The 18,034-nt window shown below is 64.0% G+C and carries 20 protein-coding genes; 7 read left to right on the top strand and 13 right to left on the bottom strand.

All coding sequences use genetic code 11. The features are described 5' to 3' along the window. Window positions 1-75 precede the first annotated feature (75 nt). Window positions 76-1,071 (bottom strand): adenosine kinase, encoded by a 996-nt coding sequence (locus GRI97_RS00590; protein WP_161389225.1) that lies wholly within the window; start codon window positions 1,069-1,071, stop codon window positions 76-78. Window positions 1,072-1,169: 98 nt separating this feature from the next. Between GRI97_RS00590 and GRI97_RS00585 the strand changes: the two genes are divergently transcribed. Further along, complete coding sequence (locus GRI97_RS00585) at window positions 1,170-1,895, top strand: EI24 domain-containing protein (protein ID WP_161389224.1); 726 nt, start codon at window positions 1,170-1,172, stop codon at window positions 1,893-1,895. A 52-nt stretch (window positions 1,896-1,947) separates the two neighbouring features. Beyond that, the gene (locus tag GRI97_RS00580; protein ID WP_235917554.1) at window positions 1,948-2,373 is read left to right on the top strand and encodes a hypothetical protein; all 426 of its coding nucleotides are present in this window, start codon (window positions 1,948-1,950) and stop codon (window positions 2,371-2,373) included. A gap of 7 nt (window positions 2,374-2,380) precedes the next feature. Here the strand turns inward: GRI97_RS00580 and GRI97_RS00575 are convergent, their stop codons facing one another. From GRI97_RS00575 to GRI97_RS00535, 9 genes are all read right to left on the bottom strand, one after another. After that, the gene (locus tag GRI97_RS00575) at window positions 2,381-3,019 is read right to left on the bottom strand and encodes an META domain-containing protein (protein ID WP_161389222.1); all 639 of its coding nucleotides are present in this window, start codon (window positions 3,017-3,019) and stop codon (window positions 2,381-2,383) included. A 75-nt stretch (window positions 3,020-3,094) separates the two neighbouring features. Continuing rightward, complete coding sequence (locus tag GRI97_RS00570; protein ID WP_161389221.1) at window positions 3,095-3,451, bottom strand: HesB/IscA family protein; 357 nt, start codon at window positions 3,449-3,451, stop codon at window positions 3,095-3,097. A 16-nt stretch (window positions 3,452-3,467) separates the two neighbouring features. After that, window positions 3,468-4,013, bottom strand: a complete 546-nt coding sequence (locus tag GRI97_RS00565; protein ID WP_161389220.1) for an SUF system Fe-S cluster assembly protein — start codon at window positions 4,011-4,013, stop codon at window positions 3,468-3,470. Next, window positions 4,010-5,224 carry a cysteine desulfurase gene (locus GRI97_RS00560; RefSeq protein WP_161389219.1) on the bottom strand — a complete coding sequence of 405 codons (1,215 nt, stop codon included), beginning with the start codon at window positions 5,222-5,224 and terminating at the stop codon, window positions 4,010-4,012. Before GRI97_RS00560 ends, GRI97_RS00565 begins: the two co-directional genes overlap by 4 nt. Continuing rightward, window positions 5,221-6,018 (bottom strand): SufD family Fe-S cluster assembly protein, encoded by a 798-nt coding sequence (locus GRI97_RS00555; RefSeq protein WP_161389218.1) that lies wholly within the window; start codon window positions 6,016-6,018, stop codon window positions 5,221-5,223. The genes GRI97_RS00560 and GRI97_RS00555 overlap by 4 nt, the downstream gene beginning before the upstream one ends. Next, on the bottom strand, window positions 6,015-6,758 hold the full coding sequence (sufC, locus tag GRI97_RS00550) for a Fe-S cluster assembly ATPase SufC (RefSeq protein WP_161389217.1): 744 nt from the start codon (window positions 6,756-6,758) through the stop codon (window positions 6,015-6,017). Before sufC ends, GRI97_RS00555 begins: the two co-directional genes overlap by 4 nt. Before the next feature lie 32 nt (window positions 6,759-6,790). Further along, window positions 6,791-7,411, bottom strand: a complete 621-nt coding sequence (locus tag GRI97_RS00545) for an endonuclease domain-containing protein (protein ID WP_161389216.1) — start codon at window positions 7,409-7,411, stop codon at window positions 6,791-6,793. Next, the gene (sufB, locus tag GRI97_RS00540; RefSeq protein ID WP_161389215.1) at window positions 7,411-8,892 is read right to left on the bottom strand and encodes a Fe-S cluster assembly protein SufB; all 1,482 of its coding nucleotides are present in this window, start codon (window positions 8,890-8,892) and stop codon (window positions 7,411-7,413) included. The genes GRI97_RS00545 and sufB overlap by 1 nt, the downstream gene beginning before the upstream one ends. After that, window positions 8,889-9,368 (bottom strand): SUF system Fe-S cluster assembly regulator, encoded by a 480-nt coding sequence (locus GRI97_RS00535; RefSeq protein ID WP_161389214.1) that lies wholly within the window; start codon window positions 9,366-9,368, stop codon window positions 8,889-8,891. Before GRI97_RS00535 ends, sufB begins: the two co-directional genes overlap by 4 nt. A gap of 358 nt (window positions 9,369-9,726) precedes the next feature. Between GRI97_RS00535 and GRI97_RS00530 the strand changes: the two genes are divergently transcribed. The 3 genes from GRI97_RS00530 (at window position 9,727) to GRI97_RS00520 (ending at window position 14,403) form a co-directional block, all read left to right on the top strand. After that, a complete protein-coding gene (locus GRI97_RS00530; RefSeq protein WP_161389213.1) occupies window positions 9,727-10,758 on the top strand; it encodes a quinone-dependent dihydroorotate dehydrogenase in 1,032 nt (343 codons plus the stop codon). Window positions 10,759-10,767: 9 nt separating this feature from the next. Further along, entirely contained in the window at window positions 10,768-12,492 is a 1,725-nt protein-coding gene (gene ggt, locus GRI97_RS00525; RefSeq protein WP_161389212.1) for a gamma-glutamyltransferase, read from the top strand. Between the two features lie 108 nt (window positions 12,493-12,600). Beyond that, complete coding sequence (locus tag GRI97_RS00520; protein WP_161389211.1) at window positions 12,601-14,403, top strand: AMP-dependent synthetase/ligase; 1,803 nt, start codon at window positions 12,601-12,603, stop codon at window positions 14,401-14,403. Between the two features lie 12 nt (window positions 14,404-14,415). Here GRI97_RS00520 and GRI97_RS00515 read toward each other — a convergent pair whose 3' ends face one another. The 3 genes from GRI97_RS00515 to GRI97_RS00505 all read right to left on the bottom strand — a co-directional run bounded on the left by GRI97_RS00515 (window position 14,416) and on the right by GRI97_RS00505 (window position 16,425). After that, the gene (locus GRI97_RS00515; RefSeq protein WP_161389210.1) at window positions 14,416-14,943 is read right to left on the bottom strand and encodes a hypothetical protein; all 528 of its coding nucleotides are present in this window, start codon (window positions 14,941-14,943) and stop codon (window positions 14,416-14,418) included. Between the two features lie 111 nt (window positions 14,944-15,054). Continuing rightward, a complete protein-coding gene (gene thiS, locus GRI97_RS00510) occupies window positions 15,055-16,035 on the bottom strand; it encodes a sulfur carrier protein ThiS (RefSeq protein ID WP_161389209.1) in 981 nt (326 codons plus the stop codon). Window positions 16,036-16,056: 21 nt separating this feature from the next. Beyond that, window positions 16,057-16,425, bottom strand: coding sequence for a MerC domain-containing protein (locus GRI97_RS00505; RefSeq protein WP_161389208.1), 369 nt, complete (start codon window positions 16,423-16,425; stop codon window positions 16,057-16,059). Between the two features lie 94 nt (window positions 16,426-16,519). On the opposite strand from GRI97_RS00505, the gene GRI97_RS00500 reads away from it, so the two are divergent. Further along, window positions 16,520-17,584 carry a COX15/CtaA family protein gene (locus GRI97_RS00500; RefSeq protein WP_161389207.1) on the top strand — a complete coding sequence of 355 codons (1,065 nt, stop codon included), beginning with the start codon at window positions 16,520-16,522 and terminating at the stop codon, window positions 17,582-17,584. Window positions 17,585-17,588: 4 nt separating this feature from the next. Beyond that, window positions 17,589-17,957 carry a divalent-cation tolerance protein CutA gene (gene cutA / locus GRI97_RS00495; protein ID WP_161389206.1) on the top strand — a complete coding sequence of 123 codons (369 nt, stop codon included), beginning with the start codon at window positions 17,589-17,591 and terminating at the stop codon, window positions 17,955-17,957. Window positions 17,958-18,034: the final 77 nt, after the last annotated feature.

The raw sequence follows: 18,034 nt of genomic DNA, 5'->3' as shown, positions 1-18,034 counted from the left end.
AAACGGGCCGGAATGACCGGCCCGTGATCCCTGCATGACAGCAGCCGGCCCGTATGACCGGCTGCATTTGTTGTTTCAGCCGAGCTTTTCGGCCATCAGCTGGGTCAGATCCGCTTCCGGCCGGGCGCCGAAATGGCTGATGATTTCGGCAGCGGCAATCGCGCCACGGCGCAGGCTCCGTTCCAGCGGTTCGCCACGGGTATAGCCGTAGAGGAAACCGGCCGCGAACAGATCGCCAGCGCCCGTGGTGTCGACCACTTTATCGACTGATTCGGCGGGCACAGCGGCGCGTTCGCCCTGGCTGATCGCCACGGCGCCGTTTTCACCGCGCGTGACCACCAGCACCGGCAGCAGCGGGGCGAGATCGGCAATGGCGGCGTCGAAATCCTCGACCCCGGTCAGCGCCGCCAGTTCGACTTCATTGGCGAACAGGATGTCGATCAGGCCGTCTTCGATCAGGCGGCGGAAATCCGGGCCATAGCGGGAGATGACGAAGGCATCCGACAGGCTGAGCGCGACCTTGCGGTTGGCGGCGCGGGCCGTTTCGATCGCGTGGCGCATGGCGGCGCGCGGTTCTTCCGGATCCCACAGATAGCCTTCGAGATAGAGCACCTGCGCGGCGCTGACGGCATCTTCGTTCAGCGCCGCCGCCGGCAGCAGCTGCGACGCGCCGAGGAAGGTGTTCATCGTGCGCTGGCCATCGGGCGTCACGAAGATCAGGCAGCGCCCGGTGGCCGGTTCCTGTGCGCCTGCGGCGACATCGAAATCGATCCCGGCGGCGCGGATGTCATGGGCAAAGACCGCGCCCAGCTGATCATCGGCCACCTGGCCAACAAAGGCGCATTGCGCGCCCAGAGCGGCAAGGCCCGCCAGCGTGTTGGCGGCCGAACCGCCGGAAATTTCCCGCGCCGGGCCCATGGCATCATACAGGCTGCGTGCCTGATCATCATCGATCAGGGTCATGCCGCCGCGCTGCATGCCCAGTTCCTCGATCAGTTCATCCGTACAGGGCGCCATCACGTCGACGATGGCATTGCCGATCGCGATCACGTCATATCTGGGTTCGCGCATGAAAATTCCCGTTTGTTTGCCTGAAGACCGCGCCGCCCGAAGAGGCGGCAGTAGCTGGGCGTTGACTTGGCCTGCTGCGCGCGCAATCGCAAGCACCGATGCCTGCAATCCTTCCTGCCCTGATGCTGGCGCTGAACCAGCTGTTCGATCGGCGGATCTTGCGCATCCTGCTGAAATCCTTTGCCGTGACCCTGATCATCTTCGCGCTGGTGGCGAGCGCAGGCTGGTATGCGATCGACGCATTGCTGCAATGGGCCGGGCTGGCCGATGGCTGGTTTACCGGGGCAGGAGAATTGCGCGAGCTGGCGGCACTGTTGCTGGCGCTGGCCGGGCTGTGGCTGGTGTGGCGAATCACCGCGATGGCCGTGATCCAGTTCTACGCCGAGGACGTGGTGAAGGCGGTGGAGGAGCGGCATTATCCGCACGCTGCCAAGACAGCGCGCGATCTGCCGCTGTCTCGACAATTCCTCAACAGTCTGGTCGCAGCCGGGCGCGCCCTGTTGTTCAACCTGCTGGCCTTGCCATTTGCCCTGATCCTGCTGGCGACGGCCATTGGCCCGGCGCTGCTGTTCTGGGCGGTCAATGCCGTGCTGCTCGGGCGTGAATTGCAGGACATGGTGTGGCTGCGGCATGCTTCGACCCATGCGGATGAGAAAAATCCATCCGTCTCAGCGCCCGTTTCGCGCACAGAGCGTTTCGTGCTCGGCGGAGTCATCGCCGCATTGATGGCTGTGCCGATCGTGCAATTTCTGGCCCCGGTGCTCGGCGCAGCGGCAGCCACCCATCTGATTCATCGCAAGGAAAGTGCCCGCCATGCGGACTGATCCATCCCCAGCCCTGCCATGGGCGCCACGCCGTACCCTGGCGCCGGCGATCATGTTGCTGTCACTTCTTTCAGCCTGTGCCAGCATTCCGGAAGGACGCCCGCCGGGCACGACCCAGCCGCCGAGCAGCAGCGGTGGCCAATCCCCGACCGTTCCGCCCCCGCCACCCCGTCAGCCCCCGCCGCCGCCCACGGCAGGGTTTCGCACGCCGCAGGTGCTCAACCTGCCGGGGCTGGAACAGGTGATCGGACGCAACACTGCCGATCTGACCCGGCTGTTCGGCAACCCCCGGCTGGATGTGCGGGAGGAGGATATGCGCAAGCTGCAGTTCAGCGGCGATGCCTGCGTACTGGATGTGTTTCTTTATCCGATGCGCCCCAATGCCGAACCGACCGCGACCTATGTTGAGGCACGCCGTGCCAGCGATGGCCAGGATGTCGATCGGGTCGCCTGCGCCAATGCGCTGCGACGGCGGTAAGCCGCCCTTACTGCAGCCAGACCACTTCGAACCGGGCCAGCGGCGCCATGCGCGCGCGGTTGAGGGTCATGTGATCGCCCTTGAGCGAGAAGCTGTCGGCGCGGCTCAGCGCTTCGCCGAATGCCCGTTCGACATCCGCCCCCTCGGCGCAGCCGCGCTGCGTGGAGACGATATGGGCAAAGCTGATCCGCGATGAGGCTTCATCGAGCGTATAGGCGCCGCTGAAGCTGTTGCAGCCGCTGTAGCCGTTTACGCGACCGCCCTCTGCCTTCAGGATCAGATGCGGTTCGCGTTCCAGTGCAGGGACCGGCTGGCCATTGAGTTCGACCAGCTTCCAGTATTTTTCGGTGATCCGTTCGGGTTCTTCGGTCGCGGCAGACTGGCTGGCGCGGAAAAATTCCCATTCTTCCACCACGCGCCCATCCGGCAGATGGCAGAATCCGGCGTCGCCACCGTCGCCCTTGCGGATTTCCAGCCGGCCGCCCTGTTGCGTGCAATAGACCGAAGCCGGATTGGCCATGCCGACGGCCGGAGGCGAGGAACCGGGTGCAGGTTCTGTCGGCCCGGTACATCCGGCCACGCCAGCAGCCAGGGGCAGAACCAGTGCCGTCAGGCGGCGGGCGAAGCGTGGGGATACAGCGGCCATGCGCCCATCATAGCGCAGATCAGATGAACGGCAGCAACGAACGCCTGCCACCCTACCAAATCAAGTCAGGCCAGATCAGACGATGAAGCTTTCCCCGCAACCGCAGGCGCCCTTGGCATTGGGATTGGTGAACACGAAACCGGCGGTGAAATCGTCTTCCTGCCAATCCATCGTGCTACCCACCAGATAGAGCACGCTCGAACCATCGATGTAGAAAGTGCCGCCAGGGGTTTCGATCTTTTCGTCGAAAGCCACCTCATCCGTGACGTAATCGACCGAATAGGCGAGGCCCGAACAGCCCCGGCGCGGGGTCGACAGCTTGACCCCGATCGCACCTTCGGGCGCGCGGGACATCAGATCGGCCACGCGCTGTTCGGCCGACGGCGTCAGCAGAACGGCGGCGGGGCGGGCGCGGGTTGCAGTTTCAGTCATCGGCTGTCCTTTTGCGTCACAGCATTCCGAGTTCGAGGCGAGCCTCATCGCTCATCTTCGCGGGGTCCCACGGCGGATCCCACACCAGATTGACCTGCGCATCGCGCACGCCGGGCACGGCACTGGCGCGCATTTCCACTTCGCCCGGCATGGATTCGGCCACCGGGCAATGCGGCGTCGTCAGCGTCATGGTGATCGCCACATCGCCATCATCGGTGATGTCGACGCCATAGATCAGGCCCAGATCATAAATGTTCACCGGAATTTCCGGGTCGAAGATGTCCTTCAGCGCATTGATCACCGATTCATACAGCGCGCCGCCCGGTTCACCCGATGCAACATCGCTCGGCGTCTGCTGCAGGAAACCGGTCAGATAATCCTTCTGCCGGGGTGCCGGAGCTTCGGCAACTACTGCCGGCTCTGCTGTGGGGGCGTGATCATGATCGCTGTGGTCATGGGCATGGTTCACGCCGTCTTCGGCCCCATCTTCCACGCGGGCACGCGGCGGCGGCGGTACGCCGTCCACTTCCTCGACCTCGAACTGTCTTGCCCCTTCGCTCATCCGAAGATCCTCTTGGTTCTCTCGATGCCGCGCAGCAGCGCCGCGACATCGTCTTCATCACTGTAAATGCCGAAACTGGCCCGCGCGGTGGCGGGAACGCCCAGATGCTCCATCAGCGGTTGAGCACAATGGTGCCCGGCGCGGATGGCGACATGTTCTTCATCCAATATGGTGCCCAGATCGTGCGGATGAACCCCATCGATCGCAAAGCTGACGATTCCGGCGCTGTCTTCCGGCCCGAACAGCGTGACATCGTTCATGCCGCGCAGGGCGGCGCGGGTCTGTTCAACCAGCGCCGATTCATGCGCATGCACCGCCTCCAGACCGATGCCAGCGACGTAATCGCAGGCGGCCGCAAAGCCGATTGCCTCAACAATGGCCGGGGTCCCGGCTTCGAAACGCTGCGGTGCCGGGGCATAGGTGGTGCGGGCAAAGGTGACTCGATCAATCATCGATCCGCCGCCCTGCCATGGCGGCATCTGCGAGAGTATATCGCGCTTCGCCCACAGCCCGCCAATGCCGGTGGGGCCATAGAGCTTGTGCGCGGAAAAGACGTAGAAATCGCAATCCAGCGCCGCGACATCGACCGGCAGCCTGGCCAGCGCCTGGCAGCCATCGAGCAGCAGCAGCGCGCCTACGCCATGGGCCAGATCGGCCGCACGGCGCGCATCAAGCATGGAGCCGAGCACGTTGGACACATGCGCGAAGGCGACCAGCCGATGCTGCGGTGTCAGCATCCGTTCGGCGGCATCGAGATCGATCAGCCCTTCGTCCGTCAGCGGGCAGACGTCGATGGCAAAGCCGATCCGGTCCTGCAGCAATTGCCAGGGCACGATGTTGGAATGATGTTCCAGCTGCGACAGCAGGATGCGGTCGCCCTGCTTCAGATTGGCCGCGCCCCAGCTCTGCGCCACGAGGTTGATCGCCTCGCTCGCGCCACGGGTAAAGACCAGCTCTTCTTCCTGTCCGCCGATGAAATGGGCAATACGGCGACGGGCTGCCTCGAACGCGAGCGTCATGTCGGCCGAGCGGGCATAGACCCCGCGATGGACAGTGGCATAGTCCGCGCCCATCGCGCGCGCCACGGCATCGATCACGATCTGCGGTTTCTGCGCCGTGGCAGCCGAATCGAGATAATGCCACACGCTGCCGTCGGCATTCACCAGACCGGGGAAATTCGCCTTGCGGCTGATGGCGGCCAGATCACTCATGCGGTTTCACCGGCCAAGGCAATAACGTCCAGCGCGTCGCCTTCCAGCGTATCGCCCAGCACCGCCAGCGCAGCATCGAGCAGGCGTTCCTGCTGATCGTCGTCTTCCAGCGCGGCAAAGGCATCGGCGATGAAGGCGCGGACCAGCAGCTTCTTGGCCACATCGGGCGCGATGCCGCGCGCGGCCATGTAGAAGCGGGCCATTTCATCCAGCTGGCCGATGGCCGCGCCATGGGCGCATTTCACATCGTCGGCGTAGATTTCCAGTTCCGGCCGGGCATTGGCAGAGGCGCCGCGATCCAGCAGCAGGCCCTTGAAATCCTGCGCTGCGTCGGTCTTCTGCGCGTCGCGCACCACTTCGATGCGGCCGAGGAAATTGCCGGTTGCCTGGTTCCAGTGGACCGCACGGATCACCTGGTCCGATGTCGCTTCGGGTTCGGCATGGGCGATGCGGGTGACGAATTCGCGTACTGTTTCGCCGCCACCGATAGTGACGCCGCCGAACTGGAAATGGGCGCCACGGGCCAGCCGCACCTCCACCTCAAGCCGGGCATAGTCGCTGCCGGAATTGACGGCGAAGATTTCGGCCCGGCCGCCTTCGCCCACCTGGATGCGCAAGCGGCGCAAATCGGGCGTGGTGCCGTCCAGCACGAAGCTGTCGCGGAAGGTTTCGCCAGCCGGGACATCGACCTGGCGCCAGCCGTCGAAATCCGCCGGCTCTATGCGGTCAAGCGCGCCGAAATCGGCATAGCGCCATTCCTCATCCTTCCAGGTCGGGCGCACGAAACTGCTCACGCGACCACCGCCTCATAGCCGTCCCGTTCGAGTTCGAGCGCCAGCTCCGCGCCTCCGCTCTTCACGATGCGGCCGGCAGCCAGCACATGCACCACGTCGGGCCGGACATAATCGAGCAGGCGCTGGTAATGGGTGATCAGCAGCACGCCCTTGTCCGGGCGGCGCATGATCGCATTGATGCCTTCGCCCACGATCCGCAGCGCATCGATATCCAGGCCGGAATCGGTTTCATCCAGAATGGCGAATTTCGGATCGAGAATGCCCATCTGGACCATTTCGGCGCGCTTCTTTTCCCCGCCGGAAAAACCGACATTCACCGGCCGCTTGAGCATATCCATGTCCAGCCGCAGCAGCCCGGCCTTTTCCCGTGCCAGCTTCAGGAAATCCCCGCCCGACAGCGGATCTTCCCCGCGCGCCTTGCGCTGCGAATTCAGCGCTTCGCGCAGGAATTGCACATTGGAAACGCCGGGAATTTCGACCGGATACTGGAAGCCCAGGAACAAGCCGGCAGCGGCCCGTTCATGCGGATCGAGTGCCAGCAGATCCTGCCCGTCGAACACCACCGACCCTGCAGTGATTTCATAGCCGGGCCGACCGCCGAGCACATAAGCCAGGGTGGATTTGCCCGCGCCATTGGGGCCCATGATCGCATGCACCTGCCCCGCATCGACGCGCAGGTTCAGGCCGTTGAGGATTTTCTTGCCGTCGATTTCGGCATGCAGATTCGTGATTTCAATCATGTCTTTTCAGTATCTTGCCTGATGTCAGCGGGTCAGCGCGCGTTGCGACCGGGATTGCGGCCGCCGCCATTGCGGGCAGGGCCACGCCCGGCACCCCGGTCTGCGTTGCGATAATTGTTGCGATCGGAATAGCCATCCGACTGGCTGCGGCCGGAACCCATGCCAGGCCGGCCTTCTCCAGATCGACCGGTGCCGGGCTGGCTGATCCGGGGCTTGTCGAATGGCTTCTGCAGTTCATCCTTGATCTGCTTCACCACGCTGTCGAGATCGGTCAGCACCTGATCTTCGGAAAAGCGCAGCACCCGCACGCCGACATCCTGCAGCTTGCCATCGGACAGCGCGCCCAGCGTGGCTTCGGCATCATCGCCGGTGCCGCCGGTTTCCACCACCAGCCAGCGCGTCTTGCAGGCGAAATCGACAATGGCGGAACCCATCACCACTTCGCGGTTGAAGGTGAAACCGCACTGCTTGTCCTTCAGATGCTGCCACAGCAGCTTCTGCGCTTCGGTGGGATTGCGGCGCATGACGCGTGCGCGATCCTTCAGCGCGGCGGCGCGGGTGGGGGACACCGTCCAGCTGCGCGCGCGCGCATCGGGCGAACGATCGGAATCGTCCCGGGCGTCTGCCAGCGTCAGCGTCTTGCGTTCAGACATTAACCCACACTTCCTTCCAGACTGATGCCGAGCAGTTTCTGTGCTTCCACCGCGAATTCCATCGGCAGCTGCTGCAGCACTTCCTTGGCGAAACCATTGACGATCAGCGCCACGGCGGCCTCCTGATCAAGCCCGCGCTGCATGGCGTAGAACAGCTGATCATCGCTGATCTTGCTGGTCGTGGCTTCATGTTCGATCTGCGCGCTGGGGTTCTTCACTTCGATATAGGGCACCGTATGCGCGCCGCAGGTGCTGCCCAGCAGCAGGCTGTCGCACTGGGTGAAATTGCGCACATCATCGGCATTGGCCGCCACGCGCACCAGCCCGCGATAGGTATTGTTGCTGCGCCCGGCGCTGATCCCCTTGGAAATGATCGTCGAGCGGCTGCCGCGACCATTGTGGATCATCTTCGTGCCGGTATCGGCCTGCTGGAAATTGTTGGTCACGGCGACAGAATAGAATTCGCCGACCGAATTTTCGCCGTTCAGCACGCAGCTGGGATATTTCCACGTGACGGCACTGCCGGTTTCCACCTGGGTCCAGCTGATCTTGCTGCGCGCGCCCTGGCACAGGCCGCGCTTGGTGACGAAATTATAGATTCCGCCCTTGCCCTCGGCATCGCCGGGGTACCAGTTCTGCACGGTCGAATATTTGATTTCTGCATCTTCCATGGCAACGAGTTCGACCACGGCGGCATGCAGCTGGTTTTCATCGCGCTGCGGCGCGGTGCAGCCTTCGAGATAGGACACATAGCTGCCCTTTTCCGCGATGATCAGCGTGCGTTCGAACTGGCCGGTGTTTTCAGCATTGATGCGGAAATAGGTCGACAGTTCCATCGGGCAGCGCACGCCTTCGGGAATGTAGACGAAGGTGCCGTCGGAAAAGACCGCGCAATTGAGCGTGGCGAAGAAATTGTCGCGCTGCGGCACCACACGGCCGAGCCACTTCTTCACCAGTTCGGGATATTCGCGGATCGCTTCGCTGATCGACAGGAAGATCACACCGGCCTTCTTCAGCTCGTCACGGAAGGTGGTGGCAACGCTGACGCTGTCGAACACGGCGTCCACTGCCACCTTGCGCGCGCCCTCCACCCCAGCGAGAACCTTCTGTTCCTCGATCGGGATGCCGAGCTTTTCATAAACGGCCAGGATTTCCGGATCGAGTTCGTCCAGGCTCTTCAACGCCGGCTTCTTGCGCGGGGCGGCGTAATAGAACGCATCCTGATAATCGATTTTCGGATAGCCGAGCTTGGCCCAGTCGGGTTCTTCCATCGTCTGCCACAGGCGGAATGCCTTCAGACGCCAGTCGAGCATCCATTCGGGTTCGTTCTTCTTGGCGCTGATGAAGCGCACGGTGTCTTCACTCAGGCCCTTGGGCGCGAATTCGGTTTCGATATCGGCCGACCAACCATGTTCATAGTCAGCCGCCTTTGCAGCTGCTTCCCTGGCTTCGCGGTCCCTGATGTCGACGTCCTGTGTCATAACCCGATTCCATTGGCTTCGAGTACCGAAGCTTGATCCAAATTCACCTGCGCCCCGGCAGCCACGCCCGGGCCAGTCAGTGCCATATCCGCCAGCGACATGCCGGCGAGCGCGCCGCGAACCGCCGCATTGACCGCACCCCAGCGAGGGCGGAGCGAGCAATCCTGTTCCAGCGTGCAATCATGCCGACCCGCTTCGACGCAGGCGGTCAGGGCAATCGGCCCTTCCACCGCCTCAACGATATCGGCCAGCGAAATCTGCTGTGCCGACCGAGCCAGCCGCAGCCCGCCCCCGGCGCCGCGAACCGAAAGCAGCAGGCCCGCACGCCCCAGCAGGCTGGCCAGTTTCTGCACGGTCGGCAGCGGCAGACCCGTGTCGCTGGCCAAATCGGCCGCGCAAAAGCGCGCAGCTTCCCCCCGGCGCGCGGCGGCGCCCATCGTGACAACGGCATAATCGGCCATGTTTGAAAGGCGCATCGTTCCGTCTGACTTCAAATAGGAGCGATTCGCTCCGGTTTGCATCTAGGGAGCTCGCGACTGGATTTCAAATGGACAAAAGAAAGGGGCGGTTCCGCATGGCGGGACCGCCCCTGAAGTCAAGAACTCGTTGCAAAAAAGCCTCGAGCCCTTCGGGTCGCAAGCCCCCGATAGTCCGCGTTCCAGATTCGCGCTTGTACGAAAGCGACACGTTGGAAAGCTTGATAAAATTTTTGCGAGTGCAGCATTGCGCTGTTTTTGCACGGCAACCGGGTGACATGGGCAAAAAGCGCATCGCGCAGATACTGGACGCTCCGAATGGATCGACAGGCCCCCTGCGCCCTGCCATTGGCGAGCCATGCTTTATCGTCTGCTGCGCCCCGCGCTGTTCGCGCTTGATGCCGAAAAGGCACATGGTCTAGCCTTGCAGGGGCTGCGTCTGCTGCCAGCGGGCAAACCTGCCCCGGCTCAGGGACCGCTGGCCTGCCGTGTGGCCGGTCTCGATTTTCCCAATCCGCTGGGCATGGCCGCCGGTTTCGACAAGGATGGCGAAGTGCCCGACCCACTGTTGCGGCTGGGTTTCGGTTTTGCCGAGGTCGGATCGATCACGCCGCTGCCACAGGCCGGCAATCCGCGCCCCCGCCTGTTCCGGCTGGAAGAAGACCAGGGGGTGATCAACCGCATGGGCTTCAACAATCACGGCGGGCAGGCCGCGCTGAAGCGACTGAAGGCGCGTTTCGGGCGCGGCGGGATTGTGGGCATCAATATCGGTGCCAACAAGGATTCGACCGATCGGGTGGCCGATTATGCCCATATGACGACGCTGATGGCGCCCTATGCTTCCTATCTGGCAGTCAATATCTCCAGCCCCAACACACCGGGCCTGCGCGCGCTGCAGGATGAAGGGGCACTGAGCGAGTTGCTGGATGCCGTATTGTCCGCGAGGGGGGGCAATGGTCCGCCGGTGTTCCTGAAGGTCGCGCCCGATCTGCAGCCGGCCGATGTCGATGCCATCGCGCGCATCGCGATCGACCGCGCACTGGGCGCGCTGATCGTATCCAACACCACGATCGAGCGCCCGGCGCTGCAATCACGCCATGCCGGGGAACAGGGCGGCCTGTCCGGTGCACCGCTGCGCGACATGGCGCTGCAAAGGGTGCGCGATTTCCGCAGCGCGACCGGCGGCACCATGCCGCTGATCGGGGTGGGCGGCATCGCCAATGCGGATGATGCCTGGCAGCGGATCCGTGCCGGCGCCAGCCTGGTCCAGCTCTACAGCGCCATGGTCTATCACGGGCCGGGCATCGCACGGCAGATCACGCGCGGGCTCGCAGAACGCATGCGCCGCGACGGGTTCAGCGCCATTGCCGAAGCGGTCGGAACCGGATAGCGTTAACGCATGTTCCGAAATCGCCTGATGCTTGCCGCGCCGCTGTTTCTGACCGCCTGCGCGACCCTTCCGGCGGATGATGTCGCGATTACCCCGACCACCGCATCCACCGACATCCCGGCCATGGGTGTGGTCAGCGCGGCCGACCCCCGCGCCGTCGAGGCCGGCATGGCGATGCTGCGCCAGGGCGGCAGCGCCACCGATGCGGCCATCGCCACCATGCTGGCGCTGAGCGTGGTCGAACCGCAGAGTTCCGGCATCGGCGGCGGCGGTTTCTATGTGCACAGCAGCGGCCAGGATCAGATCGACACGATCGACGGGCGCGAAACCGCTCCGGCATCGGCAACGCCCAACCGCTTCCTGGGTCAGGATGGCAAGCCGCTGCAATTCCGACAGGCGGTGGTGAGCGGGCTGAGCGTGGGCGTGCCCGGCAATCTGCGGCTGGCGGAAGAGGCGCATCGGCGCAATGGCAAGCTGCCTTGGGCACTGCTGTTCCAGCCGGCCATCGCACTGGCCCGCAACGGGTTCGAAATCACCCCCCGCCTGCATGCGGCGTTGACATCGGCCAGGGATCGCGCGGCGCGCGACGCGGGAGGCCGGGCGCTGTTTTTCAACGGCAATGGCCAACCGCTGCCGGTCGGCACGCTGGTCCGCAATCCCGACCTGGCCGTGACCCTGCGACGGCTGTCAGAAACGGGCGTGGCCAGTTTCTACAATGGATCCCAAGCCGCCGCCATGGCCGCCCGCATTGCCGAAGCGACGCCGCAGGACGGGCGGATGACTGCCGCCGATGTCTCTGCCTATCAGGCCAAGGACAGGCCACCGATCTGCGGCCAGTACCGGACCTACCGCATCTGCGGCATGGGGCCGCCATCGGCCGGCGCATCCACGGTCTACGCCATCCTCAAACAACTGGAACATTTCGACCTGACAGCGTTGGGCCCGCAATCGCCCACGGCCTGGCATCTGTTCGCCGAATCCCAGCGGCTCGCCTATGCTGACCGTGATCGCTATCTGGCTGACACCGATTTCGTGCAGGTGCCGCTGGCTGGCCTGACTGCGTCCGATTATCTGACCACGCGCGGCGCGCTGATTTCCGCCGGCTCGACGCTGGCCAGCGTGGCGCCCGGCCGCCCTGAGGGGGTGACGCTGAGCTGGGGCGCGGGGCAGGGACCGGAAGAGCGCGGTACCAGCCATTTCGTGACCGCCGACAAGGATGGCCATGTCGTCAGCTATACCTCCACCGTGGAGGGGCCGTTCGGTTCGGGCGTGATGTACGGCGGGTTCTACCTCAACAACGAACTGACCGATTTTAGCTGGATGCCGGGTGAGGCGGGTCGCCCGGTGGCCAATCGGGTCGAAGGCAGCAAGCGCCCGCGCAGTTCCATGTCGCCCACCATCGTCTATGACGCGGATGGCCGGATCGTGCTGGCATTGGGGGCAGCAGGCGGCAGCACCATTCCGGTTCAGGTGGCCAAGGCGCTGATCGGGGTGCTCGACTGGAAGCTGTCGGCGCAGGATGCAATCGCCCTGCCGGGCCTCTATTCGCCAGGTGACACCATCTTCATCGAACCGGGATCGGCGCTGCTGCCGATGCAGTCAGCGCTCGAAGCGTTGGGGCACAAGGTCGAACAACGGGCCATGCCGTTCAAGGCCAATGCTGCGCAGGTGGTCGGCACCCGCTGGATCGGGGCGGCCGATCCACGCAGCGAGGGCAGCTGGGCCGCAGAATAGCTTCCGCTTCGAAGGAACCGCTGCACAGCTGATGGGTACAGTCAGCTTGCGAAGAACGGCAGGAATCGACAGACCGGTTCGGCCAGCAGAGAGGATGGAGACCTGCACGTGCAGCTGACGGATTTTGCATCCGCGACCAGCCTTGTCGGGCTGTTCCTCGACCGGGCCAAGAGTCAGGCGGGCAAACCCTTCCTGACAGCAAAGCGCGACGGCAGCTGGCAATCGCAAAGCTGGGAGGATGTCGCACGGCAGGTCTGCCTGCTGGCGGAAAGCCTGCGCGCCATGGGGCTGCAGAGCGGCGACCGGGTGCTGCTGGTGTCGGAAAACCGCCCCGAATGGTGCATCGCCGATCTGGCGATCATGGCCGCCGGTTGCATCACGACCCCGGCCTATACGACCAATACAGAGCGCGACCATCTGCATGTGCTGACCGATTCCGGCGCAAGGGCGGTGATCGTGTCCACCGCCAAGCTGGCCGAACCGCTGGTTTCCGCCATCTTCCGGACCAACAGCGTCGATCATCTGATCGGAATGGAACCGCTGCGCACCGGGCAGCACGGCCGGCTGGCAATCCATGACTGGCAAGGTCTGATCCAAGGCGATGCGGCCGCCGCGCGGCAGGCGGTCGACAATCGCATGGCCACCGTCACCCGCAAGGATCTGGCCTGCATCATCTACACCAGCGGCACCGGCGGCGCCCCGCGCGGGGTGATGCAATCGCATGGTGCCATCCTGTCCAATGTCGATTCCGCCGCTGATGCGCTGGTGGCCGATTATGGATGGGGCGCGCATCGGTTTCTGTCCTTCCTGCCGCTGAGCCATGCCTATGAACACACGGCGGGGCAGTTTCTGCCGGTCGGGCTGGGCGCGGAAATCTGGTATGCCGAAAGCCTGGACAAGCTTTCCGCCAATCTGGAACAGGCGCAACCGACCTTCATGGTGGTGGTGCCGCGCCTGTTCGAAGTGCTGCGCAGCCGGATCCTGAAACAGATCGAAAAGCAGGGAAAAGCCGCCCAGTTCCTGCTGGATCAGGCGCTGAAGCTGCAGCAAAGGCGCGCTGCGGGGCGCTGGCGGCCGGGGGACTGGCTGATCGATCAGGTGCTGGAACGGACATTGCGCCCGAAGATCCGCGCCCGTTTCGGCGGGCGGATCTGCGCGCTGGTATCGGGCGGGGCGCCGCTGAATCCGGAAATCGGGCATTTTTTCCAGGCTCTCGGCCTCACCCTGCTGCAGGGTTATGGCCAGACCGAAAGCGCCCCAGTGGTCAGCTGCAATTTCCCCGCCGCCGGCGTGCGTATGGACACGGTCGGGCCGCCGCTGAAGAATGTCGAGGTCAGGATCGCCGAAGATGGGGAGATTCTGGTGCGCGGCGAACTGGTGATGCAGGGATATTGGCGCAACGAGGCAGATACCGCCAAGGTGCTTCAGGATGGCTGGCTGCATACCGGCGATATCGGCCATTTCGACGATGGCGGCCGCATCCGCATCACCGACCGCAAGAAGGACATGATCGTCAACGACAAGGGCGACAACATCGCCCCGCAGAAGGTGGAAGGCATGCTGACCCTGCAGCCGGAAATCGGCCAGGCGATGATCACCGGTGACCGGCGCCCCTATGTGGTGGCGCTGATCGTGCCGGATGCGGAATGGGCGCGCGAATTCGCTGCAGCCCAGGGCCTGACCGGCGATCTGCCGGGATGGCAGCAGAACCCGGCTTTCCGCGCGGCGATCCGTGCGGCGGTCGATCGGGTGAATGTCGATCTGTCCGTCATCGAAAAGGTGCGTCAGTTCGCCTTTGCCGATGGCCCCTTCGCCATCGACAACGAGATGATGACCCCGAGCATGAAGATCCGCCGCCACAAGATCCGGGAGGTTTATGGCGACCGGATGGAGGCACTCTACAAAGCCTGATCCGCAGCCGGATCAGGCCGCTTCCGATTCGATCTTTTCCGGGAAGAAGGTGGGTTCGCGATCGGACCAGCCCGGCGCCATGGCCGCCGCTTCGCTGAGCGATTGCAGCAGCATCTTGCGCCGTGCCGGGCGGATCTGGGGCAGGGCGGCCGCACCGCAGAACGCGCCGGGCAACCACGGGCGGACCCGCGCGCCGAGCAGGCGTTCGTAAAGGAAGCGATAGGCCGGGAAGCTGGAAATCTGTTCCTGCATCAGATCCTGCAGCGTGATCCGCAACAGGGAACCGATGAAGCTATCGAGATCTGCCAGCGCAGCCCCGTCAGGCATATCCTGCCGCATGCCGCGCAATTCGCGATAGGCCAGATATTGCGCGCGGATCGCCCCGCTGTCGCCGGGCGCATAGGACCAGCGCTTGAAGGCATCGCCCCGGCCCAGCCCGATATCGAGCCCGCGTTCGATAAAGATCTGCTCGGCTTCGGTGAAGCTGGCGAATTCGCGCATTTCGGCGATCGTCAGCGATGCGGTCCCGGTTCTGGCCATGGTACGCCTCCGTTCTGTTACGAAGGCGAGTGTCGCGCAGTTTGGTTAGCGTCGCGTTAAACCCGTTTGATATGGATTTGCGGCCGGGTTCAGGCCGCAAATCCAGTCAGGTCAGATCATTCCGGCCAGCGGGCTCGACGGATCGGCATACATGCGTTTGCCCATCCGCCCGGACAGATAGGCATCGCGCCCGGCCGCCACCGCATAGCGCATCGCACGGGCCATGCGGACCGGATCCTTGGCCTCGGCAATGGCGGTGTTCATCAGAATCCCGTCGCAGCCCAGTTCCATGGCCACAGCCGCATCCGATGCCGTGCCGACACCGGCATCGACCAGCACGGGAACCTTGGCCCCTTCCACGATCAGGCGGATGGTGACGCGGTTCTGGATGCCCAGGCCCGAACCGATCGGCGCGCCCAGCGGCATGATCGCCACCGCGCCAGCATCTTCCAGCTGTTTCGCCGCGATCGGATCATCAACGCAATAGACCATCGGCAGGAAGCCTTCCTTGGCCAGCACTTCGGTTGCCTTCAGCGTTTCGCGCATGTCGGGATAGAGCGTGCGGGCTTCGCCCAGCACCTCCAGCTTGACCAGATCCCAGCCGCCAGCCTCCCTCGCAAGACGCAGGGTGCGGATCGCATCGTCGGCGGTGAAACAACCGGCGGTGTTGGGCAGATAGGTGTATTTCTTCGGATCGATGTAATCCATCAGCACCGGCTGGCTGGGGTCGGAGATATTGACCCGGCGCACGGCCACGGTGACGATCTCGGCACCGCTGGCCTCTACCGCTGCGGCATTTTCAGCGAAATCGCGATATTTGCCGGTGCCGACGATCAGGCGGGAACAGAATGTGCGCCCGGCCACGGTCCAGCTGTCATCATCGCTGCCACCGCCCACGAAATGGACGATTTCCAGCACATCGCCATCACCCAGAGCGGTATCGGCCAGGGTCGAACGCGGCACGATGATGCCATTGCGTTCCACGGCCACCTTTTCAGGATTGAGCCCGATCTCGCTGACAAGCTGGGCAATGGTGCCGGCGGTGCTGCGGCGAGTTTCGCCGTTGACGGTGAAGGTGCGGGTATCAGTCATGACCCGGCGAGATAGCGCCTGTTACGCGCGGCGCAAGTTCAGCACATGCCCTATGGCAACGAGAATCACGCCGATGATCGTCAACACCGCCTCTTCCGCGCCATGCGGAGCGGCCAGCGCACCACCCATGAAGCTGAGGCCGGTCATAGCAATGACGAAGGGCTTGGCCCGCCGGTGGCGCAGGGCGCCAAGGCCGATGGCAACAGCAGCGATGATCGTCGCGAGCAGCAGACCAACGTGATGGAACACCGGATCGAGCAGCAACGAACCGCCCAGACCCAGCCCGGCGACGAGCACCAGCCCGCCGACGCAATGAATCACACAAAGGCAGGACAGCAGAATGCCCAGCCGATCCAGCCGCGCACGAATCCAGGGAAACATCGCACTCATGGCATCACAAATATGTAACCCTATAACATTACGCAAGCCTGCTGGACAATTTGCCCCACTTGCACTTGTCATGCGTCCGATGCAGAGCCCCGCCATGGTACAGCAAGCGACAGCTGCGGCGGCTGGTTCCGCCGGGAATGATTCCCTTATTCGCCCCGTGGCGCTGGCCAAATGGCTGCTGTTCGTTGCCTTGCTGGTGGTCGTGATGGTGGCCGTAGGCGGCATCACCCGGGTCACCGAATCCGGCCTGTCGATCACCGAATGGAAGCCGGTGACCGGCGCCCTGCCGCCGCTTACCGAAGCGCAATGGCAGGCGCAGTTCGAACGCTATCAGGAAATCGGCGAATATCGGCAGATCAACGGTCCGGCCGGGATGACACTGGCCGATTACAAGTTCATCTTCTTCTGGGAATGGTTTCACCGGCTGCTGGGGCGGGTGATCGGGCTGGCCTTCGCCCTGCCCTTTGCCTGGTTCTGGATTCGCGGGGCCATTCCGCGCGGTTACAAGCCGCGGCTGTTCGCGCTGCTGGCGCTGGGCGGGCTGCAGGGCGTGTTCGGCTGGTACATGGTCCGGTCGGGACTTTCGGCAGAGGTCACCGATGTCAGCCATTTCTGGCTGTCGATCCATCTGCTGACCGCATTCCTGACCCTGGCCGGGCTGGTGTGGACCGCGCTGGACCTGATGGCGCTGGCGCGTGACCGGGCTGCACGGCCGGCACGGTTCGGCACGATGGCGCTGATCGTCAGCGTGATCCTGTTCGTGCAATTGCTGCTGGGGGCCTGGGTCGCCGGGCTCAATGCCGGGCTCGCTTCGGACAGCTGGCCGCTGATGCAGGAACGCTTCTTCCCCGAAGTGGACTGGTCGCACGGGGTGGGCTGGGCCTTCACCCATGAACCGTTTCTGCTGCATTTCCTGCACCGCTGGTGGGCCTGGATCGCGGTCGGCGCGCTGATCGTGCTGGCCGGCACCGCCAAACGCGGGGGCAATCGTCCGGCATCCGTGGCCCTGCACAGCGCATTCGGCATTCAGATCATTCTGGGCATCGCCACCGTGCTGACCGGCGTGGCACTGTGGTTGGCGGTCCTGCACCAACTGGTGGGTGCGCTGCTGGTCTGCGCCACCGCCTGGGCCGCCCATGCCGTTGGCCGGCGCGCCTGATCCGATGACTGATCCTGGGCCTGCACCCCTGCCTGCCCCCTTGCCTGCACCGGGCGGCCCGGCGCTGATCTGGTGCCCCTTTGCCGATGAAACCAGCGCGGCTGAGGTCGCTTCGCACCTGCTGGACGAAGGGCTGATCGCCTGCGCCAACATTCTGCCGTCCATGCGATCGCTCTATATGTGGGGCGGAGAACGGGGCGAAGGGCACGAGGTGGGCGTGCTGTTCAAGACCGATGCGACACTGCTGGATCGCGCCTGCGCCCGGCTGGAACAACTGCATCCCTATGATACACCGGCAATAATCGGTTGGCGCGCAGACAGCGCCCCGGCAGCCACCCGCACATGGCTGGGCGATCTGGTGGCCGGAATTTAGCAGGCTGATTGCTGACGGTATTATTTTACCTCCACGCAAACGCCCGGATTTTCTTGACTTAATCACCCGCCAAAGAC

It is taken from the genome of Croceibacterium xixiisoli (assembly GCF_009827305.1).
Classification (GTDB): domain Bacteria; phylum Pseudomonadota; class Alphaproteobacteria; order Sphingomonadales; family Sphingomonadaceae; genus Croceibacterium_C; species Croceibacterium_C xixiisoli.
Note: the sequence above shows the minus strand (reverse complement) of the source record. Positions and strands in the feature narration are given on the sequence as shown.